Below are 23213 nucleotides of genomic sequence, written 5' to 3'. Positions count from 1 at the left end.
GTTAATCAGAAAAGCTAACCCAATGATCTCGCTCTGATTAACTGATGATTTTTTCAAATCCATAAACCCCATCAGCAAAATTTTACAATCGAGCTTTCTCAATTAGAGCCATTGCTTCAGCCAATAGAGCTTGTTGACTAGGTGTTTTTACGGTTTGAGATAATGTCGACAAAATTTGCAACGCTTCGGAAAGAGCGTTAAACTTATTTTGGCTTTCTAGGATCGCTCTATCAATAATTTCATGTATTTCTTTAATAGAGTTTTCGGGATAATTTTTACTGCCATTCAACTGATTAATCATACACACTCGTCTATTTCTGGGTTTAAGATGTTTACTGGTCTTGAAAACCTTTAGATGAGGGAGTTGAATGAATGTGCTTTTTACAACTCTAATAGGATCATCTTAACCTAAAATTTAAGAAAAAAAATTAATTGCCCTTGAAATTACACAATTATGCTCAATGATGAGCCACACCCCGCAAACTGTGTTTAGAACAGACAGTTAAAAGAATGTCTACTTCTGTCTTTTCAATTTTGGTAAAAAATACTATAATTAATCCAGAAGACCAAAGGGCACCAAGCCAAGAAGAATTGTCATGATACAGACACCCGATCAACCCCTAGACCTAAAAGCCTCTGATTATGCCTTGCTGACGGATCTATATCAATTAAGCATGATAGCCTGTTATTGTGGGGAAGGATTAGAAAACCAGCCTGCCAGCTTTGAATTATTTGTACGTCGTTTACCTAGCGACTTTGGCTATCTAATCGCCGTAGGACTCGAACAGGCATTAGAATATTTAGAAACATGGCATTTTAGCGATCAGCAACTAGAAGCATTAGAAAAAACCGGCATCTTTGCTCAAGTGCCCCAAAAGTTTTGGTCTCTACTGCAAGGCGGCAAATTTGGCGGCGATGTTTGGGCTGTACCAGAAGGAACAGCGATATTTGCTAATGAACCCATTTTGAGGGTAGAAGCTCCCCTGTGGCAAGCCCAATTAGTAGAAACCTATTTACTCAATACCCTTAACTATCAAACCTTAGTAGCTACCAAAGCCGCACGAATGCGGGATATAGCCGGGCCTGAAGCGATTTTATTAGAATTTGGGGCAAGACGAGCATTTAGTCCCCAAGGCTCCTTATGGGCGGCTAGAGCCGCTTTAGCTGGAGGCTTAGATGCTACCTCAAATGTGTTAGCCGCACTCAATTTAGGACAAAAACCCAGTGGCACCATGGCCCATTCTTTAATCATGGCATTTGAAGCCACCCAAGGTAGTGAAGATGATGCCTTTAGAGCCTTTCATCGCTATTTTCCTGCCGCCTCTTTACTGATAGATACCTATGATACCGTAGCCGCCGCTACTCGAATCGCTCAACAGGTTCAAAAAGGGGAACTAGAAATTACAGGGGTGCGCTTAGATTCTGGAGATTTGGTAGAATTGTCGCAAAAAGTCCGCTCACTTTTACCAGACGTGAAAATTTTTGCCAGTGGGGACCTTGATGAATGGGAAATTCAAAGATTAAAACAACAAGGAGCATCAATTGATGGTTATGGACTAGGAACAAAATTAGTAAGCGGAGCCGCCGTTAATGGAGTCTATAAACTCGTAGAAATTAATGGAATTCCCACCATGAAACAGTCAAGTCATAAAGCCACTTATCCAGGGCGAAAACAAATTTTTCGCGCTCAAGATGACCATCAAATTTATTATGATCGTTTAGGATTAGCCCATGAGACTCCTAACCCAAATGAACAGCCGCTATTACAATTGATGATGCAGCAAGGAAAGCGAATTAACAAACGTGAAACCTTAGCCACTATTCAAAAGCGTACTCGACGTTCAGTAGAGAGTTTAGCGCCCCAAATTCGTCAACTGGATCACCCGTTATCTTTAACCCTAGAGGTATCTGAAGCCTTAGAAAATCTGCGCTCAACCGTCAAGGAGCGGCTGCAATCTGAACTCATCAATGGCTAAAATTGACCACACCAATTACTCACAAGCTATGACCAAAATTGCTCTGTTTGGAACCAGTGCCGATCCCCCAACCGCCGGACATCAAGCTATCCTAAAATGGTTAAGTGATCATTACGATCAGGTAGCGGTCTGGGCTTCTGATAATCCCTTTAAAGACCATCAAACCTCCTTAGAACATCGATTAGAAATGCTACGCTTACTCATTAGCGAAATTGATCCCCCTCGAGACAATATCAAAGTCTATGAACAGTTAAGTCATCGCCGCAGTTTGCATAGCCTAGAAAAAGCCAAAGAAATTTGGGGAGAAGCGGCAGACTATAGTTTAGTCATTGGTTCAGATCTGGTCGGACAAATTCGTCGTTGGTATCGAATTGAAGAATTATTTCAACAAGTCAAAATTTTAATTGTTCCTCGCCCGGGATACCTCATAGATGACCGAGATTTAGAAGCTTTACACCAGTTAGGAGGAGACTATCAAATCGCTGATTTAAAAGTCCCTGGCGTGTCTTCTACAGCTTATCGTGAAGAGAAAGACAAAACAGTAGTTACTCAACCCATTAAGGATTATATTCATCAAGAGAAATTGTACGCATGACAGAGAGCAACACAAATAGAGTCAATACCAAAGTGTTAGCCGATTTTAAAGTAGGAGTGGATAATGTCATTTTTTCCGTCGATACTAAACAAAATCGTTTATTAGTTTTGTTAAGTAAACGAAAAGAAGAACCCTTTCAAGGTTACTGGGGTTTACCAGGAACTCTCGTTCGTCAAGGAGAATCTTTAGAACAAGCGGCTTATCGAATTTTAGCTGAAAAAATACGGGTTAAAAATTTGTATTTGGAACAGCTTTATACTTTTGCAGGCCCTAATCGAGACCCGCGAGAATCTCCTCATAGTTTTGGCGTGCGTTATTTATCAGTGAGTTATTTTGCTTTAGTGAGATTTGAAGAAGCAGAATTAATTCCTGAACCGTCAAATAATATTACTTGGTATATGATAGAAAAAGTTCCTCAATTGGCTTTTGATCATCATCAAATTTTGCAGTATGGTTATCAGAGATTACGCAATAAATTAGAATATAGTCCCATCGCTTTTGAAGTGTTACCCGAGTTATTTACTTTAAGCGATCTCTATCAGTTTTATGAAACCATTCTCGGGAATAATTTTTCCGATTATTCTAATTTTCGTAATCGCTTGTTGAAGTTAGGATTTTTATTAGATATGGGAATTAAAGTAACTAGAGGGGCAGGAAGACCGGCCAGTTTATATCGTTTTGATCCAGTGGCTTTTGCTCCTTTAAAGGATAAGCCGATGGTGTTTATTTAATCAAAGATAGGGGCACTCTTGCTTGTGCCCTAGGAATAGTACCAATTAATAAATAAAAACCACTATGAAAATTGCTATTGCACAACTTAATCCCACTGTAGGCGACCTATGGAGTAATGCTAACAATATTCTAGAAGCCGCCCACCAAGCCGCTAGTCAAGGAGTTCGCCTGTTATTAACCCCTGAACTTTCTTTGTGTGGTTATCCTCCGAAAGATTTATTATTAAATCCGAGTTTTGTTCATTCTTTGTCAGTAGAGTTAGAAAATTTAGCCGAAAAAATCCCGCCTCAATTAGCGGTTTTAGTGGGAACAGTTGAAGCAAATACCGATGCTGATAGTCGAGGCGAAAAACCTTTATATAATAGTATTGCTCTTTTAGATGAAGGAAAAGTTAAACAAATTTTTCATAAACGTCTCTTACCCACTTATGATGTTTTTGATGAAGACCGTTATTTTGAACCGGGAAGACAAAGTAATGCTTTTACAATTTTTCCCACTCCTGAATCGGAAAATTTTGTGAAAGTTGGTGTGACAATTTGTGAGGATTTATGGAATGATAAAGATTTTTGGGGGAAACAAACTTATGAAGTGAACCCTATTGAAGATTTAGTGCAATTAGAAGTGGATTTTGTGGTCAATTTATCCGCATCTCCCTATAGTGTCAAAAAACAAAAACTACGAGAGTCGATGTTGACTTATAGTGCGGCTAAATATCATGTGCCTATTCTTTATGTTAATCAAGTGGGCGGTAATGATGATTTAATTTTTGATGGCAATAGTTTTGCCGTTAACCGTCAAGGCGAAGTTTTTTGCCGCGCAAAAGCGTTGGAAACAGACGTAAAAATTTTAGAATTTTGCCCAGAAAAACAAGATTTATTAGCGGCATTTATCCAGCCTTTTATTGAAATCGAAGAAGCCGAAATATTTGCGGCTTTGGTTTTAGGGTTAAAAGATTATGCGCGTAAATGCGGCTTTACTAAAGTAGTTTTAGGATTAAGTGGGGGGATAGATTCATCTTTAGTAGCGGCAATAGCCGCCGAAGCGATGGGAAAAGATAATGTCTTAGGGGTTTTAATGCCTTCTCCTTATAGTTCAGATCATTCTATTACTGATGCAGAAGCTTTAGCCAAAAATTTAGGCATTAAAAGTTATCAATTGCCCATCGAACCAGCCATGAAAGTTTATGATCAGATGCTAGAACCTTTATTTACTGGAACCCCATTTGGTATCGCTGAGGAAAATATTCAATCTCGCATCCGGGGCAATTTATTGATGGCCATTGCTAATAAGTTTGGTTATCTTCTTCTTTCCACAGGAAATAAATCAGAAATGGCAGTGGGATATTGTACCCTATATGGTGATATGAATGGGGGATTAGCCGTTATTTCTGATGTTCCCAAAACCCGAGTTTATGACATCTGTCAATGGTTAAATCGTGAACAAGAAATTATTCCGCACAATGTCTTAATTAAACCGCCAAGCGCTGAATTAAAACCCGATCAAAAAGATCAAGATTCCTTGCCGCCTTATGAAATATTAGATGATATCTTGTATCGGATGATTAATAAACATCAATCTATCCCTCAAATTGTCGATGCTGGTTATGATGCTGAAGTGGTTAAAAAGGTGATGAAATTAGTCATGAGAGCAGAATTTAAACGCAAACAAGCACCACCTGGATTAAAAATAACGGATCGCGCTTTTGGCACCGGTTGGCGAATGCCGATCGCTAGTCGTTGGTTAAGTTAAGATTTAAATGGGGAATTAGCCTGAAAATTATGCCCGATCACCATCAAACAAGCAATATTATTGCCCAACGCTATCAAATCATTCGCGTCTTGGGTAAAGGGGGAATGGGGACAACTTATGAAGCGCAACACCTCGAAACCCGAGAAACGATCGCCCTTAAAGCCATTTCCCTACGGGGCTTAATTGATGCCAAACAGCTAGAATTATTAGAACGAGAAGTAGAAGTTTTAAAAAAACTGCATCATCCTGCAATTCCCCAGTATTTAGATTATTTTGAAATTGACAGCGACACCGATAGAGTTTTTTATATTGTGCAACAGTTAGCCCCCGGTAAAACCCTCGCCCAATGGGTAAAACAGGGATGGCGGGTAACCGAAGCACAAGTCAAAGAAATAGCGGTTCAAATTCTCGATATTTTGGCTTATCTACATGATTTAAACCCCCCTGTTATTCATCGGGATATTAAACCCCATAACCTCATTCGTTCAGCAGAAGGAAAACTCTTTTTAGTGGATTTTGGGGCAGTACAGCAGCGTTACTACAATACTGTTATCAGGGGAAATACCACTGTAGGAACCTTTGGCTATATGCCTATAGAACAGGCACAAGGAAAAGCGGTTCCGGCTTCAGATTTGTACAGTTTAGGGGCAACTTTACTCTATTTACTGACTCATCATTCCCCGAGTGAGTTGTCAGAAGATGGGTTAACCCTAGACTTTCGTTCTCGTATTCAGCTATCGGAAGAGTTCGCCGACTGGTTAGAGAAAATTTTGGAACCCGATGTAGAAAGCCGCTTTCAGTCAGCTACTCAAGCGTTAAGTGCCCTAAAAAATCCTAACTTAGTGCGAGAGGGAGAGTTAGCAAAAAGACGCTCGTTACTGCGGAACGAGTTCCGCACCCCAGTCTGGTTAGGCTTAGGGGTTGGTGCTGTGATGGGGCTAATATGGTTTTATACCCATAACCATGAATAATACATCGAATCATTCTCTTATTGCCAATTGATACCAAATCCTAGATAAATTGGGCGAAGGAGGAAGCGGCATCACCTACAAAGCGAAAGACTTACAAACATCTGAACAAGCCGCTTTAGATGTTTTACAAGGTAAAGTAAACTTAAAACAGAATTTTTTTATTTTGGGACAGGAGTCGGCGAGGGAGACTCGCTTGCTTTTGGAGAGGAAGGAGAGATTACCCCACTAGGAGAAACCGAGGGAGAAGAGTCAAGAGAATTAGCCTCCTGACAATTTTTTGATAATTGAACCCCATCAGAAATAGGATGAATAACTTTATAAGTTTGGCGATTCACACTAGATTGTAAAATCCAATTGTCCTTGGTATCCGTTTGAGGAGAACAGTTTTTTAATAACACAGTCTCATTTTTTGTATCTAAAACTTGAAAAACATTATCTTTTGAAATTTGTATTTTATTTTCTGCTGAAGGAGGTGAAGCGTTTTCAGGGCTAATAATAAATTCTGTAGGAGTAGTAATTTGAATAAAATCTCCTTTAGCCAAAGACTTTTGAGACTCAGGAGATGTGGCCGGAGAACTGCTAGGAGATTCGCCATTGGGTTGATCCGGAAAAAACCACTTTTGTCCAAAAATTCCGCCAATGATCACCAAAATCGCCGCACCTAATAAACCCCATAATACTGATAAAGGAAACCCTGAGCCAGACCTAGCCGCTCTAGGGGCAGGAGTAGATTTAGGCGATGCCGGTGGGATGATCGTTGCAGAACTCGGACCTGAAGTCAATTCCGTTGGGATGTCATCGCCCTCTTGTGCTGCCTTAATTTCTTGGGTATCCTCTATTAAAGTTGGGCCTGATAAGGAAGAGACAGAAGATTCTAATTCTGAAAATGATAAAGGGGTTTGATCCTCTTGTTCATTAGACTCTACCTGACAGTAAATTAGAGCAATCGTGACATTATCATGACCATTTTTTTCATTAGCAATTTTAATTAACTGTCGTCCTACTTCAGTCACATCTTTATTGTCATTCAAAATAGGCACAATCTCACTTTCCCAAAACTGTTCTATGCGATCATAATCACTGAGTCCATCAGAACAGAGTAAAAATACACTACTCTCATCCAGTACAAACCGTTGTATCGTGGGATGAAGACTGCTTGAGCCGCTCATGCCTAGTGCTTGAACTAATGCTCCTGCATTGGGATATTGCACTGCATCTCGATAGGCCAAGTATCCGAGTCTCACCTCTCGGGAAGCGAGATCATCATCTGTGGTGACTTGTTGACAGCTTAAGGGTGTAATCCAATAAACCCGAGAATCTCCCACATGAGCAATATACATTTCATGAGCATAAGCTAATCCCGCCACTAATGTTGTGCCCATGCGTTGTCTTTCATGGCGATTTTCTTGATCATTACGCCCAGAAATTTCATCATTGGCAATGCTGATCGCTTTTTCGATCGCTTGACTCGAGTGATGAGGATTCCAAGAGGTTGACTCTCCATAAAAACGAGTCATTTCTCGAGATAAAATCTCAACAGCTAATGAAGACGCGATTTCACCCCCTTCCTGTCCCCCAATCCCATCACAAACGATGGCTAAAGGAATGTTGGGCGGCTCAATGGTAATCGCTTGATCGCTAATGGGATAACAACTATCTTCATTATGTTCTCGAGACGGACCCTGATCGGAATATGTAAAAATCTGGTAAGTTCGTTTTTGAGATTGTCCGAGTTGCCACAAAGCTTGATCTATAATCGATACCAGTTGCTCTGAGCGTGTAATTAATCCGTTTTCCAACTGTTGACACAGTTGCTCTAAAAAACTCTGAATTCGAGGAGAAGCGTCTGTCACCCATTGACTCCACAATTTTCCCAACTGTTTAAAATTGACTGTTACATTAGTATCGAGATGCAATTCCAGTAATTGAAAAGTTCTATCATTCACTCTCAGTAAAGCTGGATTCAGTAAACTTGAAGCTACCCCTTTACTTTTTAAAGGTTGCCAAAGTTTAGCCATTTGTCCAAGCCAATTTAACTGTCTGAGTGCCGATGCTTGCGGCCAAAGTTGAGTCAGTTCGGGTAGTAAATTCGGGTATTTTAACTCTCCCTCCTCATTAGTAGGAATTGTGCCATATTCTAACAGCCAGACCGTCATATCTATGCGCTCATCTGGTGTAGGAATATAACCATAAATTTGAGGGATATGAAGTCTATGAGAAAATAACTTGAGATAGGGAGTGATATGATTGGGAAATTCTTCTGGCGCTTGAGGAGATAGAGCCGGTTTGGTATCTAGAACAATTTGCTGTTGTTTAAACAGATAGCGTTCCTCGAGTACACTGCCCGGATGATAATAAGTTTTAATCCAATCACCGAGTACCCATAAATAACGCCTGACTAGCGGAGTCCCGCATTTTTGGCAAAACTTATTTGTTGCAGGATTAGGTGCCAGGCAAGTAAGATTTTGACATTGAAGGGTGGCCTCGGAATTGTCCATGAAAACTATTTGCTCCCTCGGGTGATTGACAAAGAATTTCGCTTGGCTAGAGCCGGGATTTTTTTTCTGAGTGAGTGGGAGTTCTCCAATTTTTGAGACTCTATTTCCCGACTTTGAGGTTCCTCAAGCGGAAGGTCTACCCCTTAAAATGTGTTGGTTGAGGACCTCGCCACAAGGGTTTAAGATCGTTACTCATTCAACACATCTATATCTAGTTTATCGTGACATTCTCCCAGACTGACCCCTACCCTAAGAGCGTCTGGGTAACAAATCTCACTTTTATTTCGGGTTTTTGCCACCTCTTTTTCTCGCTCGTGGGCTTATAGATGATTAATGCTCTGACGATAGCTATGGACTGTATTTTGCAACAACATTGCTACGGTCATCGGCCCAATTCCACCCGGAACCGGTGTGATATACTCAGCTACTTGAGCCACTCCTGCATAGTCCACATCTCCCACTAAACGGCCATTTCCTTGAGCATCTACGACTCGGTTCATTCCCACATCAATCACTACCGCCCCGGGTTTGACCATTTCAGCCGTGATTAAGTCAGGTTTTCCCACTGCGGCGACTAAAATATCTGCACCCCGGGTAATAGCGGCTAAATTTTGGCTGCGGGAATGGGCGATCGTCACTGTAGCATTTTCTTCTAGGAGCATTAAAGCCATCGGTTTTCCCACTAAAATACTACGACCCACTACCACCGCCTGTTTGCCCTTCACTTGAAGATTATATTCAGACAGTAAAGCCATGACTCCGGCCGGCGTACAACTTCTTAGTCCCGCTTCTCCCCGCACTAGCCGCCCCATATTCATCGGATGAAGTCCGTCTGCATCTTTTTCGGGTTTAATTTGGTGCAGCAAGGCAATAGCATCTAAATGCTCAGGAAGGGGTAACTGAATTAAAATACCATCCACCCTTGAATCTTGATTGAGTTCGGCAATCACCTCTTCTAATTCATCGGCTCCGGTTTGTGTGGGAAAATGGCGACCAAACGAAGCGATACCTACTTTAGCACAGGACTTTTCTTTATTGCGAACATAGACCACACTGCCTGGATTATCCCCCACCATCAAAACCGCTAACCCCGGAGGGCGACCAATTTTCGGTTGTAGGGTTTGGATCTCCTCTTTTAAGTTTCGTTGAATCTTTTGGGCTAATGCTTTGCCATCTAAAATTTTTGCCGTTTGAGAAAGCATTGATAAAAATTACAATGATAGATTCGAATAGGTTTACTTGGATCTTAAGACGAAATTTATCGTCTGTTGCTATCAGTTAACATATCTATGTAATAGGTTGCTCTAAATTGGCAATGTTGGTTAAAATTTATTTAAAAACTTCTCTATGGCAACGTCTTAGTCTTCCATTTGTGGTAGGCGGGCTGATTGGCTGTAGTTCTTTGGCTAACTTGGGTAATGCCCTTCCTTTTAAAGATTATTCCATTACTCCCATTGGGGAAGCTCCCAAGCAAACTCAAGGTTCTACCCTTTACCTTCAAGGGAAAGTCAGTCAAGAAGCCCCTTTTCTCGCTGGTGGAGCTTACCGACTACAAGATCACACCGGCAGCGTTTGGGTTCGCACTAATCAGAATCTTCCTAAACCTGGTCAAGCTTTGGTGATCAAAGGACAGGTGGATTATCAAAGTATTCCTGTGGGTAACAAAGAATTAGGAGAGTTTTATATTTTAGAGTTAGAACAGGTGGACGCTCAATATACCTCTCAACCCGAGCCGGCTACACCCGCGCCACAACCGGTTGAACCGCCCCATTCCCCAAGTGCGGCTCCCCCTAAACCAGTAACCAAACCCGTTGAACATCTTTTGCTAGACCATAAACAGAACCAAAAATGAAAGAAAATTTCTCTGGACCTGTTCGTCGAGTCGCCCTCGCTATCTTATATCAACAGGGGAAATTTTTGATGCAATTACGCGATGATTTGCCCCACATCCTTTATCCTGGAAAATGGGGCTTTTTTGGCGGTCATCTCGAAGCCGGGGAAAATCCTACTGACGGATTGAAGCGAGAATTACTTGAAGAAATTGGTTATGAAGTTGTAGCACCTCAGCTATTTCGCTGCTACACTGGAGATCAAATTATTCGCTATATCTATTCTGCTCCCTTGACTGTCAGTGTTAACCAATTAGTCCAAGCTGAAGGACAAGACCTAGCTTTGGTAACTGCCGACGCTGTTCGTTCTGGATGCTACTACTCACACAAAATTAATCAAGTTCGCTCTCTTGGGGAAATTCATCAACGCATTTTGCTAGACTTTATGGAAGCAGAAGCCAAGCTTAACCCCTAGGAACTTCCCTAGCTGAGTTAAAGTCTTGTTCTATAGCGGAAAATTAGAATCTAAATAAAATCATATCTTTTTATCATTTCCCTGAGTTTGAGTTGATAACGTATCAAATAAAAATCGTCGCCGGTTGTCAATCATGAAGCAAAAAATGAGTGCAATTTGCCAAAAGTTCCTGCTAGGAGGAGCTATCGCTACTATAGCCTTCAATCCCCTCTTATCTCCTGCACTGAGTGCTGACAATGCTCCTCAAAAATCTACAACTTTAGAGGATAATCCTAAAGCTCTGATTGATGAGGTTTGGCAAATTGTTAATAATGAATTTGTAGATCGAAATTTTAATAATGTTGATTGGCTGCAAAAACGCCAAGAACTCTTAAGTGGAACTTATACTAACAAAAAACAAGCTTATATCGCTATCCGAAAAGCCCTCAAAGATGTAGGAGATCCCTACACTCGTTTTCTAGAACCTGAAGAATTTGAAGCCTTAACTAGCCAAACATCAGGGGAAACGTCAGGGGTAGGGGTTCGCTTGGCCATTGATAAACGCACCAATGATATCGTGGTGGTAGAAACCCTCAAATCGTCTCCGGCTAAGGAAGCGGGTCTTCAAAGCGGCGATCGCATCGTCAGAATTAACGGCAAGCCTACCGCCCTGATGAGTTTAGACCAAGCCATCGACGAAATGCAAGGAGCCGAAGGAACATCCGTTAATCTTCAACTCTCCCGTCAAGGAAAAGGGGTTTTTGCTGTTACCTTAACTCGCGCTCACATAGAAATTCCTTCAGTCAGCTACACCCTAAAACAAGAAGACCAACTGAAAATCGGTTACATCAAACTCGATGAGTTTAGTTCCCATGCCGCCGAGCAAATGAAGCAAGCGATCGAAGAACTTAAAACTAAAAATGTATCCGGATATGTTCTAGATTTGCGCGGCAATCCCGGAGGACTCCTCTATGCGAGTGTAGATATCGCTAGAATGTGGATGAATGAAGGAAAAATCGTCAGCACTATTGATCGCCGAGGTGGTAATCGTCAGTTTAGTGCTAATGGAACTTCTTTAACGAATTTACCCCTGGTGATCTTAGTCAATCAAGGTTCAGCAAGTGCTAGTGAAATTTTAACCGGAGCGCTCAAAGAAAATGGGCGGGCGACGGTAGTGGGAACCAATACTTATGGAAAAGCCACAGTACAATCCGTTCACAGTCTATCCGATGGCTCGGGATTAGCGGTTACCATTGCCCGCTATTATCCTCCCAGTGGCACCAACATTAGCAAAAAAGGCATTAAACCCGATGTGGAGATAGGCTTGACCATGGACCAACAGGTTCGTCTTCAAAATGATCCCTCTTTAATGGCAACCAGTGCCGATCCTCAATATAGCAGAGCGATTACTGTGATTAAAACTCATAGTTTTGCTCAACCCGCCACCCCCGTGAAGCCTATTGGCATTCGTCCGCAATAAGATTGCTAAGCGTTAACTGTTAACAGTGGAGAATTGGATGCACTCAAATCTCGATTTTCCCACTGTTAACGCTTAACTGAGTCACTCCGCGCACTAGAAGATGCGCGGGTTCTGACTAGGAGTCAGAATTAACTTTTCGTCCTATTTTGTTTGCACAAAATGACTATCTGGTTAATTTTTCCTAGCTCTGCAAACAACCGCTCTAAGAGGTATTGTAAAGTTTAACTAAAAATATAGTCAAACATAGTCATTCATGGTAGGATCTTACCATGAAGCTCTCAGACTATGCAAAACAAGCCGGAGTCAGTTATCAAACCGCATGGAGATGGTGGCAAAAAGGTCATTTAACAGGTTATCAGCTTCCTTCTGGAACAATTATTATTACTGAAAAGGAGGAAAAAAAATCTAATCCAATAGCTTGTATTTATGCTAGAGTATCTAGTGCCGAAAATAAAGATAATCTTGACCGACAAGCGGAACGCTTAAAAGATTATGCTATTGCTAGAGGCTATCAAATCTATAAAGTCGTCAAAGAAGTGGGTAGCGGTTTAAATGATAACCGTCCAAAACTGGCAAAAATTTTAACAGATACCCATTACACGATTTTAATAGTGGAACACAAAGATCGGCTGGCAAGATTTGGAACAAACTACCTAGAAATACTTTTAAAAGAAACCGGAAAAAATCTTGAGATTGTTAATCTGAGTAAGGATAAGCAAGATGAATTAATGGAAGATTTAATCGCCATTATTACTTCTTTTTGCTCTCGTCTTTATGGACTAAAACGCTCAAAACGAAAAACCGAAAAGATTATAGCCGAGTTAAAAGATGAGTCATGAAACTAGCCGAGAGACATATCATAAAAAGAGGACATAAATTTTGGAGCGAGATTGACGGGTTATCCTGGCATTCCAAAAATCTCTACAACTCGGCTAATTATCTTATTCGTCAAAATTTCATCTACGGTCAGGGTTATTTGTCTTACAATAAAATGGCTTCATTGATGAAAGAAACCCAACAGTATAAGGCTCTACCGGCTAAAGTTTCTCAACAAGTGTTACAAGGTTTAGATAACAATTGGAAATCTTTTTTTGAAGGGTTAAGTGAGTTGAAAATCAATCCGAATAAATTTAAGGGTCGTCCCAAACTACCCGGTTACAAAGATCCCTTCAAAGGGAGGAATTTACTGGTTTATACCAATCAAGCTATCAGTCGAGTAGCTTTAAAACAAGGACGAATTAAGCTATCAGGGACTTCGCTATCGTTTCCTACCTCAGTACCAGACCGGGTAGCGCAGGTGAGAATAGTCCCGAAATGTGATTGTTATGTAATCGAGGTGATTTATGAAGAATTAGAACAATTTTCTGGCTCCAATGATTTTATTGCCAGTGTAGATTTAGGAATAAATGTGTTAATGGCTGTAACTTCAAATCAACCGGGATTCGTCCCTTTGTTGATTAATGGCAGACCGTTAAAAAGTCTCAATCAATTCTACAATAAACGCTCATCAAAAGTTAAATCTCTTCTTAAAGGAAATCGAAAAAGCTCATCGAGAATTAGCCGTCTCACTCGATGCCGAAATCAAAAAATCGATAATTATTTACATCGAGCAAGTCGTTATTTAGTTAATCTTTTAGTTGAGCAGCAGATTTCCACTTTGGTGATTGGAAAAAATGACTCCTGGAAACAGGAGTGTGAATTAGGCAAAGTTAATAATCAATCTTTTGTATCTATTCCTCACACAAGATTAATTGACCAGATTACTTACAAGTGTAATTTGGTAGGAATTCAGGTGGTTATACAAGAGGAATCTTATACTAGCCAATCCAATTTTTTCCAATTAGACCCGATTCCCGTTTATGGGGAAATAACTGAAAAGCCTGTTTTTACAGGAAAAAGAATTAGTAGAGGTTTATATCGTACAGATACCGGGTTTCTCTGTCAAAGTGACGTAATGTCTAGTTATAACATTTTAAGAAAAGCATTCCCAAATGCCTTTAGCTATGGGATAGAGAGGTGCGTAGTTCACCCAAGGAGAATTAATCTCTCGAAGTAAAAGTGAAGGGAGCATCTGAAATGATGTTCATGTCTATTGTAATATTTGACTATACTTTTACGAACTATTAGGACATCTGCTTTCAGACTCGCTTACTTGCTTGCGGTTTGATCGTTATCGTTTGGCTAGTTCGCTCGGAACGACTCCGTCCCTAGCAGTTTCCTGCCTCACCAAACAACGCCTAATATGACCCTTTCGGGATTTTTTAGAATATGCTCTAGCACTTTCAGCCATGAGCTAATTCAGAAACTTAATTCTGATATACTCTAGTTATACACATTAATAGAGTATATGTCAAGAACAAAAAGACTACAAATGTTATTGTCAGATTTGGAATATAAAACCTTAAATGACTATGCGCTCTTGCGTCAGATGTCTATGTCGGAAATTCTTAGGGATTATATTAAGTCTTTATCCACCTACAAAAATATTGACGGTACTGAGCGATAGCGAAGGAATAAATCCGTCGCGTCCGATTTCCGCCCCGATTTGAAAATCTTGCCCTGAGCGATAGAGAAGGGACGGGGCTACCATCGTCCCGTATTACGCTCGGTGTTCAACTATTTCCTTAACTTACCCCTGACTTCCCACCAGATTCTTCTCAGACGTAAATCCAGAGAAAAACCTCGCTTAGTCTGAATGATCACTGTGCCAGCAATCTGATCGTGAAAGGCCTGGTTAAACTCTTCATCCCCTACGGCCACCCCACAATCTACTAATAAAGGGGAAACTAGCAGCAGCATCGAAAGGACATTTTTAAAATTAATATTTAACCCGATCATAGCGATCGCAGCCCCTAAGCCAACAATTCCCTCTCGTTTGGCTAACTCGACAATTCCTGGAATACGTTTAAATCGACCATCAATCACTTTCATATCTAAGGCCCAACGTCCCAAGCTTTGCCCCTTATTTTTTTCCACTACCACTACCCGCAACAGAAACCAACTGATCATAAATACTAATAACTGTATGAACCAAGCACCACTAGCGATTGAACTGATTAACCAAACGCTGACGAAATCGATTAAAAAAGCATAAGCTCGTCGATCTAGAGGAACTTTAGGAAAACGTCGAGAAGAAGGTTCGTCAAAATACATAATTGTTGTTGAATTAATTTAGGGCAATATTATTGATTATTGTCAGCCTAACATTATTAGCTAGAGGTTAATAACTCCTCCATCACCACTCTAAATAGGTGGACACTCATTAAAGTTAACTGGGTAGCACGGCAACACCCGAAGGGCAACAGCAAAGGATTTCAGTAGTTTTATATTTCTTAACATAGATGGCTTTATTTATGTCAATATACTTAGCTTTTCTCAAAAAAATTTTTTCAGGTAATGCTAAAACAAACAAAGTTTTTGGGAATACTATCACTGTACCCTCTTAATAAAATCCATAATACAGTGGTGATATTCAAACGGTTACTCATACCCGCATTAGCGATGGGCGCTCTAAGCTTTAATCTCAGCCCAGTTAAGGCAGCCAATTTCTACCTTGATTCTTTCAACTATACCAATAGTCCTACCGTTCAACAAAAGGTGAGTGTGGGTCAAAATATCACACTGCCTAAGAGCGTTACTCAATCGGGTCTTTCAGAGGTTTTGGGGAGTGTACGTACCCTTCAATTCAATAATCCTTTGCAAAACCCCCTCAAACTTCCTACTGCCGCTAGTCTCTCTGTTGATCCTGTAGCAGATTCTTTAACCCTTACCAACTCCACTAATGTCGTTAGTAAAGCGATGTTGCTGTACAATGCCGGGGATGCGACTAATGGACTGACAGGTGCGGGAGTCGGAGATTGGTCCTTGGGCAGTCAGTATCATATTGACTATTTCCGGATGAAACTCCTGAGTCTCAATACTAGACTAGATATTAAATTCACCATTACTGATATTAATAATAAAATTGCTTCTTTAACTCGGGTTGCTAAAAAGAATAGCAACGGAACAATAGATATTTTTGATTCAGCCGCATCGACAACAGCTATAGGAACAGGAGGGTTAGCCCAATTTAGCCTAACTGATTTTGCCAATTACAATAATATTAGTTTTAAATCTATTAAGTCTGTTCAAGTGGAATTGACTGGACAAGCCGATGTAGATGCCGGTATAGATTATATTAAAGGAATAGAAATTCCTGAACCCTCTATAGGCATAGGAACTGTGATCTTTTTCGGAATAGGACTAGCCTCTATTAAACGAAAGAAAAATGACTCTCTCGATGATCAAGATTGAAGCCATTTAACTTTCGAATATATCCTTAGGATTAGACTATTTAAACCTCTGTAACTTTGCTCATTTAATCATTCTCTAATTTTCTGAAAAATTTTGTTTCTTACCTGGGTAGATTTGAGTTTAATGGTGTATGTTTAACCGAGTTCTAGCCGCAATTTGAATCACTTCTAATAATTGTTCAATTTTATTTTCATGATAGGGAAGTAGACAGGGAAATACAGATAATTTTTCTATTTTATTGGCTGAGGAAGTTATTTCAGTATCTAAAGTGACTAAAGGTAAAGCCGCTAAATTTTCACATTGACTTAAACCCAGTAAATAATTCCAAGGATCTTCAAGACTTCTGCCATCTAAAACAACCACATTGATATCCCAAACACTAGCAATCATCTCCGCTTGCTCTAAACTATCCGCTTCCAAAAGACGGCAATTTAACTGAGATAATTGTTTTCCCAAACAGGAATCAAACTGAGAATCTATCACTGATCCCATCCAATCACTTTGTTCTAAGTCCGGATGAAGCCGCAAAATCGTCAAGTGATCCAGTTGAGGCAATACAATCGGATCAGCTTTATGGAGAATGGCTTGTAAATTCGATTCTTCTACAGGTAAACTCAAAAAGCCGTCAGCCCCGACTTTTTCGCTATGGGGCTGATCACAATGGAATGATGTAACAATGACTTTAATCTGTTTTGTGGCGGGATCGGATTTAAGTAACTTTAGGACATCCCAACCGGACAAAACGGGTAATAAAGGATTAAGAAAAATCGTTGCTGGCTGCAATTGCCGGGCTTTTTCTAACGCTTCTGTGCCGGTACGAGCGATCACCACTCGATATCCTAAACGAGTGAGTAAATCGGTCATTTGTTCAATGCTGGTAGAAATCGACTCTACCACTAATACCAAAGGATATATTTGAGTAATCGTCGTTTTTCGGCTGTCCTCTAGGGTTTGTTGAGTCAAACTGATGGGCAATAATAAAGTAAATTGACTGCCGCGACCTTTTCTAGAAATAAATGAGATCTCGCCACCATGAGCTTTAGCTAACCGTTGGGTTAACACTAATCCTAAACCGGTTCCTTCTAACTGTTCACTCAAAGGATTTTCTTGAGATTGCCATTGTTGAAACAGTAAATTTTGAGAATCTTCAGGAATCCCTAGGCCGGTATCCCATACTGTAAAGGCCAACCAGTTTTCCCAACGATTGACCTTTAATCCGATTTCCCCATCTGAGTTACTTAATTTAATGGCGTTATCGAGCAAGTGGAACAACATCTGTTGCATCCGCAGTTCATCCGCGACGATTTGTTCGATGCCTGGGTCAATTTCTAAAGTAAAAGGGATAGGAAAGTCAATTTTTCCCTTATTTCTTTCTTCAAAGGTCTGATAAGCTTGTTGGCAGATGGTTTTCACGTCGAGGGGAATCGGTTTGAGTTTTAGCTGTCCGGTTTCTAGTCGAGTTAAATCGAGCAGATCATTAACTAACATCATTAACTGTCGCCCACTATGATAAATCAACTCGCTGTAGCGGACTTGACGTTCATTGAGACTGCCTAATTTTTGTTCTTTTAAAAGACTCGATAGACCTATCACACTCGTGAGGGGAGATTTCAGTTCATGGCTAATACAAGTAAAAAATTCGTCTTTGAGGCGATTGAGTTGAATTAACTCAGAATTTTTCAAAGCTAGATCTTGACAAACTCGCTGGTGTTGTGTTATGTCTAACGCCATGACTAACCAACTGGGTTCAACAGAAGAAGGAAGGCTTTTAAATGACAAAGGAACTTTAATAAATTGCCAAGGCAGATGGCTGCAAGATTTAGATAGAGTGGGACTGAGCAATTCCGGTGCCCGATTTCGGGGTTGCCTTGCGGATAAATCCGACTTTTCTAATGCGACTCGATGATTAGATTGTTCCTGTTGCCCTTGACGAGACAGCAGTTGCACGCTAGTCAAAACACGGCCTTTAACCGATTCTGATTCCGGTATATCAGCCAAATTTACCGTTTTTTCGGGATAAGTTGCCTTCTTTGTACTGAGGGGAACTAAAGAAAAATAGGGACAAAAACTAGGATTGACCTGATCGTAGGGAAGGTAATCCCCTAGTTGTTGATGCCAGCTAGAATTTTGATAGGCTACTTGTCCTTTTTGCGAAGACACCAGCACCGGAATGGGCAATTGTTCGAGAAATTCAAATAGGAGTTGTTCAAGTTTAGACTCGTTATTCTTTTGTGATTGATGAATAGAACTCTCGCCCCCAGAAAAAAGAAACTTCAGTAATTTCCAGCCATTGAGGAGTCCTAAAAACTTTTCTTGCTGATCTACTAAAGCATAAGATTGAAGATGATGGGGCGCAGTTGGACTTTCAGGTAAAGATAAGCCAAATTCTCCCACACTCATCTGAGCGGGTAAGGTGATCAAAGGATTGAGTAAGTTTTTACACTCATTCAAGCACTGCTGTAACTGTCGCTCTTTACCAGATAACTGATACGATAACCATTGGGGTAAATATTGAAGCAGATGAGAGCCGCTTATGGTCCCCATCAGCTTGCCCTGTTCATTGACCACAGCTATCACCTCATCTGGTTTAGACTGGAAGATAGCTAAGATCATGTCTAAATCAGTGGTTGGTTCAAAAATAGGAACAGGTTGAATAAAATGATCAAGAGTTACAGTAGAACTAAACATGAATCACTCATCTACCAGGGACTAGAGGACTCCGAACTCAGTGCTGTTAACATACTTAGCAGTGATTGTGATCTCTTCACTTTAAACAGTTTTTTCTCAACTGTCTGTCGTGATTGAACATTTTAGCCACTTGCGTTAATCTGATAAGCCTTCTGAAGGAGTGAGCCTCAATCTTTATTATGACCTGATTCAAGGGGAGACATACACTATTACCTTACAATTAATTACAATTTATAAGAAAGAAGCAATAAATGTTAACGTTTTAACAACTACTAGCTTGGAGTCCTATCGCTCAATGGTGTCAACTTCATTTAATCATCCCCACTGTATCCCCCGCCTCTGTATTATCTATTGTTCGTCGTTATAGAGAAAAAGCCCTTGCATTTTAGACTGACTATCTATTTATTTGTACCCGAAACCTCTATTGCTCAGTCTTTGACACGCTTACTGAGTACAGAGCGTTATACTCTCATTTTTGTCAACTCAATGGATGAGTTACTCGAGGCAATCGAGGAAAATAAAGACAAAATTGATTGTCTGGTGGTGTTAAAACTGCCCACCCTTCTTCCTCTATTTAACCAACTCTATGAGGAAGGGGTTTTACTGCCTGTGGTCTTGCTGGAAAGTCCTTCAACTTCATTATCTGAATTGTATAATGCTACGCCGCCGGCGATCGCCGAAAGCCGCTTGCCAGAAGAATCCCCCTCGTCGCCAAAAGATGCTCCCACTTTTCTGTATCATTCGGCTGAAATCCGTTTTAAGATAAATGAACTAGAAGATATCGCTTCGGTTATCGATCAGGCCATTACTCGGTTTCTTCATTTAGGCCCGAATTGTTCTATTTCCGAACAATCTCTGAGTCGAAGTAAACCGAATCTTATCGAAGAGAAGCAAAATTTTTTGCTGCTTCAACAGCGTCGTCTTGCCGAAAAACTCAAAGAACGATTAGGTTATTTAGGAGTATACTATAAGAGAAATTCAGAGCATTTTTATCGAAATCTATCTTCCAGTGACAAAAAAGAACTTCTCGCACTATTAAGCTCAGATTATCGAGAGGTAATTATCAATTATTTTTCCCAAGATTTTCCGGTTAATCAGGCGATCGATCAATTTGTAAATCGTTGCTTTTTTGCCGATATTTCAGTTTCCCAAATTTTAGAAATTCACATGGAGTTAATGGATGAATTTTCTCAGCAACTAAAACTCGAAGGAAGAAGCGAAGAAATTTTACTGGATTATCGCTTGGCTCTCATTGATATTCTCGCCCATTTAGGAGAAATGTACCGTCGTTCGATTCCTAGAGAAGATATACCTTATGAATTATTATTTAGAATTGATTAATAAAAATTGCCAATAAAAACAGATTTTAGTACCCCTATGAATACTTTTAGAAAGACTTATGTTCTGAAACTCTATGTGGCTGGTAACACCCCTAACTCGGTTAGGGCTTTAAAAACTTTGAAAACTATTTTGGAACAAGAATTTCAAGGGGTTTATGCCTTAAAAGTGATCGATGTGCTAAAAAATCCTCAACTGGCTGAGGAAGATAAAATTTTAGCAACCCCAACACTAGCCAAAGTTTTACCGCCTCCGGTTCGGAAAATTATTGGGGATCTATCTGATCGAGAAAAAGTCTTAATAGGATTAGATCTTCTCTATGATGAAATCCAAGATAGAGAAGCCGAATTAGACTTTTAAATAGAACCATTTTTTAAAACTCCCTCAACAAAATAATTAATTTAGGATTGGTTGATTAAACAAAGATGAATGAACCCATTCCCAGCAGACAACAAAAATACAAGGTCACCTCCAAAGGAGTCCGAAAAATTCGGACCATGATCGAAGGATTTGATGAAATTAGTCATGGAGGTTTACCGGTAGGACGAACCACTCTAGTGAGCGGCACTTCGGGAACGGGAAAAACCTTATTAGCTATTCAATTTCTTTATCATGGAATTAAATATTTTGATTACCCAGGATTATTTGTCACCTTTGAAGAATCTCCTAATGATATTATCCAAAATGCTCATAGTTTTGGTTGGGATTTAAACCAATTAATTGACGAAGGAAAACTGTTTATTTTAGATGCTTCCCCCGATCCCGAAGGGCAAGAAGTGGTAGGCAGTTTCGACCTTTCTGCCCTCATTGAACGCATTCAATATGCCGTCAAAAAATATAAAGCAAAATTAGTTTCAGTGGACTCGGTAACAGCCGTTTTTCAACAATATGAAGCCGTGTCAGTAGTCCGTCGGGAAATTTTTCGCCTCGTGGCGCGACTCAAACAATTAAAAGTCACCTCCATTATGACCACCGAGCGAGTGGAAGAATACGGACCGATCGCCCGTTTTGGTGTAGAAGAATTTGTCTCGGATAATGTGGTTGTCCTTCGCAACGTTTTAGAAGGAGAACGTCGTCGCCGAACTGCCGAAATTCTCAAATTGCGGGGAACGACCCACATGAAAGGAGAGTATCCTTTTACTATTACCAATGATGGAATCAATATCTTTCCTCTCGGCGCGATGCGGCTTACTCAACGCTCTTCTAATGTCCGCATTTCTTCAGGTGTTAAAACTCTTGACGAAATGTGTGGCGGCGGTTTCTTTAAAGATTCTATTATCCTGGCCACTGGAGCGACTGGAACCGGCAAAACATTATTGGTCAGTAAATTTTTAGAAGAAGGGTGTCGCCGAGGAGAAAGAGCGATCCTCTTTGCTTATGAAGAATCTCGCGCCCAATTATCTCGAAATGCCGGCTCATGGGGTATTGATTTTGAGGAGATGGAAAAAAAAGGATTGCTAAAACTCCTGTGTTCTTATCCAGAATCAGCCGGTTTAGAAGACCATTTACAAATTATTAAGTCAGAAATTGCCATTTTTAAACCCTCTCGCATCGCCATTGATTCTCTGTCGGCACTGGCTAGAGGCGTAACCAATAATGCTTTTAGACAGTTTGTCATCGGTGTGACGGGTTACGCTAAACAAGAAGAAATTACTGGCTTTTTTACCAATACCACCGATCAGTTTATGGGCGCTCATTCAATTACTGAGTCTCATATTTCTACCATTACTGATACTATTATCATGCTGCAATATGTAGAAATTAAAGGCGAAATGTCTCGGGCTATTAATGTCTTTAAAATGCGGGGATCTTGGCATGATAAGGGAATTCGAGAATACAGTATTAGTCAAGATGGGGCAGAAATTAAAGACTCTTTTCGCAATTATGAGCGCATTATTAGCGGCTCCCCAACGCGCATTACGGTGGATGAAAAGACCGAATTGTCTCGTATTGTTCGAGGGGTTAAGGATAAGACTCTCGACGAATAAACTTGGCTCCCTCTTAACCTCTCTTGAGGGAGCATTAGTCTTGCCTGTTCGAGAGCGAAGCTTTAAACCACCAGCCAAAAAGAATTTTCATCCTCTGGGAATTGATTTAAGTTAGAAATGGATAAAGCGGCTCTAATTTGGTTCGTCAAATCTAGTGCCGACGCTATTACTTGTGATTTATCAATATTTTCCCTTCTCCAATCATAGTCATACCAACCCTCTAAGACATTAACCACCAAAAACGGGTCAGCCTCTTCTGGACTTGTAGACGAGGAGCTAAAATGTAATTCAACTTCGGGAAAAAAGTTATTTTCTAGCTCTACCATAAATTGTGAGCTAAGACGAATTTGTACTGAAAAGTGCGGAACTCGTTCGGTCCCCCAGCCTGCATCAGCGTTTTCTTGTTTTAAGAAACCTTTTCGGTTGCGTTCATCTTCGTTTAAAACCCATTGAAAAAGAGGTTCGAGTTGCTTGACGACAGTAGAAATAGCAGAAATTTGCGGCATGGCTCACTTCCTACTTTTTTTAAGAAATGACTAGGGATTATATTTTAATTGTCTCCCAACTTCTCTTTGATAGGTGAGATTTTCCTCACGTTGAGCAATGATTACTTATAGTACAA

General features: G+C 40.3%; 21 protein-coding genes. 14 read left to right on the top strand and 7 right to left on the bottom strand.

Annotated elements, in window-relative coordinates; translation table 11 throughout:
* Positions 1-82: 82 nt before the first annotated feature.
* Positions 83-301, bottom strand: coding sequence for a hypothetical protein (locus CYAN7822_RS08460; RefSeq protein ID WP_013321832.1), 219 nt, complete (start codon positions 299-301; stop codon positions 83-85).
* A gap of 295 nt (positions 302-596) precedes the next feature.
* On the opposite strand from CYAN7822_RS08460, the gene CYAN7822_RS08455 reads away from it, so the two are divergent.
* The 5 genes from CYAN7822_RS08455 (at position 597) to CYAN7822_RS08435 (ending at position 6023) form a co-directional block, all read left to right on the top strand.
* Positions 597-1976 (top strand): nicotinate phosphoribosyltransferase, encoded by a 1380-nt coding sequence (locus CYAN7822_RS08455; protein ID WP_013321831.1) that lies wholly within the window; start codon positions 597-599, stop codon positions 1974-1976.
* A 28-nt stretch (positions 1977-2004) separates the two neighbouring features.
* Positions 2005-2571 carry a nicotinate-nucleotide adenylyltransferase gene (locus tag CYAN7822_RS08450; protein WP_041933597.1) on the top strand — a complete coding sequence of 189 codons (567 nt, stop codon included), beginning with the start codon at positions 2005-2007 and terminating at the stop codon, positions 2569-2571.
* Positions 2568-3302: an NUDIX hydrolase gene (locus tag CYAN7822_RS08445; protein WP_013321829.1), complete on the top strand. Its 735-nt coding sequence runs from the start codon at positions 2568-2570 to the stop codon at positions 3300-3302. Before CYAN7822_RS08450 ends, CYAN7822_RS08445 begins: the two co-directional genes overlap by 4 nt.
* Positions 3303-3366: 64 nt before the next feature.
* Positions 3367-5052, top strand: a complete 1686-nt coding sequence (locus CYAN7822_RS08440) for an NAD+ synthase (protein WP_013321828.1) — start codon at positions 3367-3369, stop codon at positions 5050-5052.
* A gap of 29 nt (positions 5053-5081) precedes the next feature.
* Complete coding sequence (locus CYAN7822_RS08435) at positions 5082-6023, top strand: serine/threonine protein kinase (RefSeq protein ID WP_013321827.1); 942 nt, start codon at positions 5082-5084, stop codon at positions 6021-6023.
* Between the two features lie 158 nt (positions 6024-6181).
* Here CYAN7822_RS08435 and CYAN7822_RS08430 read toward each other — a convergent pair whose 3' ends face one another.
* Positions 6182-8521, bottom strand: coding sequence for a protein phosphatase 2C domain-containing protein (locus CYAN7822_RS08430; RefSeq protein WP_013321826.1), 2340 nt, complete (start codon positions 8519-8521; stop codon positions 6182-6184).
* 320 nt (positions 8522-8841) lie between these two features.
* A complete protein-coding gene (gene folD / locus CYAN7822_RS08425) occupies positions 8842-9723 on the bottom strand; it encodes a bifunctional methylenetetrahydrofolate dehydrogenase/methenyltetrahydrofolate cyclohydrolase FolD (protein WP_013321825.1) in 882 nt (293 codons plus the stop codon).
* Positions 9724-9836: 113 nt separating this feature from the next.
* On the opposite strand from folD, the gene CYAN7822_RS08420 reads away from it, so the two are divergent.
* From CYAN7822_RS08420 to CYAN7822_RS08400, 5 genes are all read left to right on the top strand, one after another.
* Positions 9837-10373, top strand: coding sequence for a hypothetical protein (locus tag CYAN7822_RS08420; RefSeq protein ID WP_013321824.1), 537 nt, complete (start codon positions 9837-9839; stop codon positions 10371-10373).
* Positions 10370-10825 carry an NUDIX hydrolase gene (locus CYAN7822_RS08415; protein WP_013321823.1) on the top strand — a complete coding sequence of 152 codons (456 nt, stop codon included), beginning with the start codon at positions 10370-10372 and terminating at the stop codon, positions 10823-10825. The genes CYAN7822_RS08420 and CYAN7822_RS08415 overlap by 4 nt, the downstream gene beginning before the upstream one ends.
* Before the next feature lie 133 nt (positions 10826-10958).
* Complete coding sequence (gene ctpB, locus CYAN7822_RS08410; RefSeq protein WP_013321822.1) at positions 10959-12284, top strand: carboxyl-terminal processing protease CtpB; 1326 nt, start codon at positions 10959-10961, stop codon at positions 12282-12284.
* A gap of 269 nt (positions 12285-12553) precedes the next feature.
* Positions 12554-13123 (top strand): IS607 family transposase, encoded by a 570-nt coding sequence (locus CYAN7822_RS08405; protein WP_013321821.1) that lies wholly within the window; start codon positions 12554-12556, stop codon positions 13121-13123.
* Entirely contained in the window at positions 13120-14340 is a 1221-nt protein-coding gene (locus tag CYAN7822_RS08400) for an RNA-guided endonuclease InsQ/TnpB family protein (protein WP_013321820.1), read from the top strand. Before CYAN7822_RS08405 ends, CYAN7822_RS08400 begins: the two co-directional genes overlap by 4 nt.
* A 411-nt stretch (positions 14341-14751) precedes the next feature.
* Here the strand turns inward: CYAN7822_RS08400 and CYAN7822_RS40160 are convergent, their stop codons facing one another.
* Both CYAN7822_RS40160 and CYAN7822_RS08395 read right to left on the bottom strand, forming a co-directional pair.
* Positions 14752-14874 carry a hypothetical protein gene (locus tag CYAN7822_RS40160; RefSeq protein ID WP_280989827.1) on the bottom strand — a complete coding sequence of 41 codons (123 nt, stop codon included), beginning with the start codon at positions 14872-14874 and terminating at the stop codon, positions 14752-14754.
* A gap of 26 nt (positions 14875-14900) precedes the next feature.
* Positions 14901-15437 (bottom strand): RDD family protein, encoded by a 537-nt coding sequence (locus CYAN7822_RS08395; RefSeq protein ID WP_013321818.1) that lies wholly within the window; start codon positions 15435-15437, stop codon positions 14901-14903.
* A gap of 243 nt (positions 15438-15680) precedes the next feature.
* Here CYAN7822_RS08395 and CYAN7822_RS08390 point away from each other — a divergent pair, with 243 nt between their 5' ends.
* A complete protein-coding gene (locus tag CYAN7822_RS08390) occupies positions 15681-16577 on the top strand; it encodes a hypothetical protein (RefSeq protein ID WP_013321817.1) in 897 nt (298 codons plus the stop codon).
* A gap of 120 nt (positions 16578-16697) precedes the next feature.
* Here the strand turns inward: CYAN7822_RS08390 and CYAN7822_RS08385 are convergent, their stop codons facing one another.
* Complete coding sequence (locus CYAN7822_RS08385) at positions 16698-19265, bottom strand: ATP-binding protein (RefSeq protein WP_013321816.1); 2568 nt, start codon at positions 19263-19265, stop codon at positions 16698-16700.
* 378 nt (positions 19266-19643) lie between these two features.
* Here CYAN7822_RS08385 and CYAN7822_RS08380 point away from each other — a divergent pair, with 378 nt between their 5' ends.
* The 3 genes from CYAN7822_RS08380 to kaiC all read left to right on the top strand — a co-directional run bounded on the left by CYAN7822_RS08380 (position 19644) and on the right by kaiC (position 22591).
* Positions 19644-20606 carry a circadian clock protein KaiA gene (locus CYAN7822_RS08380; protein ID WP_013321815.1) on the top strand — a complete coding sequence of 321 codons (963 nt, stop codon included), beginning with the start codon at positions 19644-19646 and terminating at the stop codon, positions 20604-20606.
* A gap of 36 nt (positions 20607-20642) precedes the next feature.
* Positions 20643-20963, top strand: a complete 321-nt coding sequence (gene kaiB / locus CYAN7822_RS08375; RefSeq protein WP_013321814.1) for a circadian clock protein KaiB — start codon at positions 20643-20645, stop codon at positions 20961-20963.
* A 65-nt stretch (positions 20964-21028) separates the two neighbouring features.
* The gene (kaiC, locus tag CYAN7822_RS08370) at positions 21029-22591 is read left to right on the top strand and encodes a circadian clock protein KaiC (protein ID WP_013321813.1); all 1563 of its coding nucleotides are present in this window, start codon (positions 21029-21031) and stop codon (positions 22589-22591) included.
* 62 nt (positions 22592-22653) lie between these two features.
* Here the strand turns inward: kaiC and CYAN7822_RS08365 are convergent, their stop codons facing one another.
* Positions 22654-23097, bottom strand: coding sequence for a hypothetical protein (locus tag CYAN7822_RS08365; protein WP_013321812.1), 444 nt, complete (start codon positions 23095-23097; stop codon positions 22654-22656).
* Positions 23098-23213: the final 116 nt, after the last annotated feature.

Origin of the sequence: Gloeothece verrucosa PCC 7822, from assembly GCF_000147335.1 — a bacterium.
Lineage (GTDB): Bacteria > Cyanobacteriota > Cyanobacteriia > Cyanobacteriales > Microcystaceae > Gloeothece > Gloeothece verrucosa.
This window is presented reverse-complemented; position numbering and strand designations above follow the sequence as displayed.

Excerpts from the sequence above, each read along its gene's own strand:
- CYAN7822_RS08460 (WP_013321832.1), bottom strand. The coding sequence starts at position 301 with ATGATTAATCAGTTGAATGGCAGTAAAAATTATCCCGAAAACTCTATT.
- CYAN7822_RS08455 (WP_013321831.1), top strand. The coding sequence starts at position 597 with ATGATACAGACACCCGATCAACCCCTAGACCTAAAAGCCTCTGATTAT.
- CYAN7822_RS08450 (WP_041933597.1), top strand. The coding sequence starts at position 2,005 with ATGACCAAAATTGCTCTGTTTGGAACCAGTGCCGATCCCCCAACCGCC.
- CYAN7822_RS08445 (WP_013321829.1), top strand. The coding sequence starts at position 2,568 with ATGACAGAGAGCAACACAAATAGAGTCAATACCAAAGTGTTAGCCGAT.
- CYAN7822_RS08440 (WP_013321828.1), top strand. The coding sequence starts at position 3,367 with ATGAAAATTGCTATTGCACAACTTAATCCCACTGTAGGCGACCTATGG.
- CYAN7822_RS08435 (WP_013321827.1), top strand. The coding sequence starts at position 5,082 with ATGCCCGATCACCATCAAACAAGCAATATTATTGCCCAACGCTATCAA.
- CYAN7822_RS08430 (WP_013321826.1), bottom strand. The coding sequence starts at position 8,521 with ATGGACAATTCCGAGGCCACCCTTCAATGTCAAAATCTTACTTGCCTG.
- folD (WP_013321825.1), bottom strand. The coding sequence starts at position 9,723 with ATGCTTTCTCAAACGGCAAAAATTTTAGATGGCAAAGCATTAGCCCAA.
- CYAN7822_RS08420 (WP_013321824.1), top strand. The coding sequence starts at position 9,837 with ATGTTGGTTAAAATTTATTTAAAAACTTCTCTATGGCAACGTCTTAGT.
- CYAN7822_RS08415 (WP_013321823.1), top strand. The coding sequence starts at position 10,370 with ATGAAAGAAAATTTCTCTGGACCTGTTCGTCGAGTCGCCCTCGCTATC.
- ctpB (WP_013321822.1), top strand. The coding sequence starts at position 10,959 with ATGAAGCAAAAAATGAGTGCAATTTGCCAAAAGTTCCTGCTAGGAGGA.
- CYAN7822_RS08405 (WP_013321821.1), top strand. The coding sequence starts at position 12,554 with ATGAAGCTCTCAGACTATGCAAAACAAGCCGGAGTCAGTTATCAAACC.
- CYAN7822_RS08400 (WP_013321820.1), top strand. The coding sequence starts at position 13,120 with ATGAAACTAGCCGAGAGACATATCATAAAAAGAGGACATAAATTTTGG.
- CYAN7822_RS40160 (WP_280989827.1), bottom strand. The coding sequence starts at position 14,874 with ATGGTAGCCCCGTCCCTTCTCTATCGCTCAGGGCAAGATTTTCAAATC.
- CYAN7822_RS08395 (WP_013321818.1), bottom strand. The coding sequence starts at position 15,437 with ATGTATTTTGACGAACCTTCTTCTCGACGTTTTCCTAAAGTTCCTCTA.
- CYAN7822_RS08390 (WP_013321817.1), top strand. The coding sequence starts at position 15,681 with ATGCTAAAACAAACAAAGTTTTTGGGAATACTATCACTGTACCCTCTT.
- CYAN7822_RS08385 (WP_013321816.1), bottom strand. The coding sequence starts at position 19,265 with ATGTTTAGTTCTACTGTAACTCTTGATCATTTTATTCAACCTGTTCCT.
- kaiB (WP_013321814.1), top strand. The coding sequence starts at position 20,643 with ATGAATACTTTTAGAAAGACTTATGTTCTGAAACTCTATGTGGCTGGT.
- kaiC (WP_013321813.1), top strand. The coding sequence starts at position 21,029 with ATGAATGAACCCATTCCCAGCAGACAACAAAAATACAAGGTCACCTCC.
- CYAN7822_RS08365 (WP_013321812.1), bottom strand. The coding sequence starts at position 23,097 with ATGCCGCAAATTTCTGCTATTTCTACTGTCGTCAAGCAACTCGAACCT.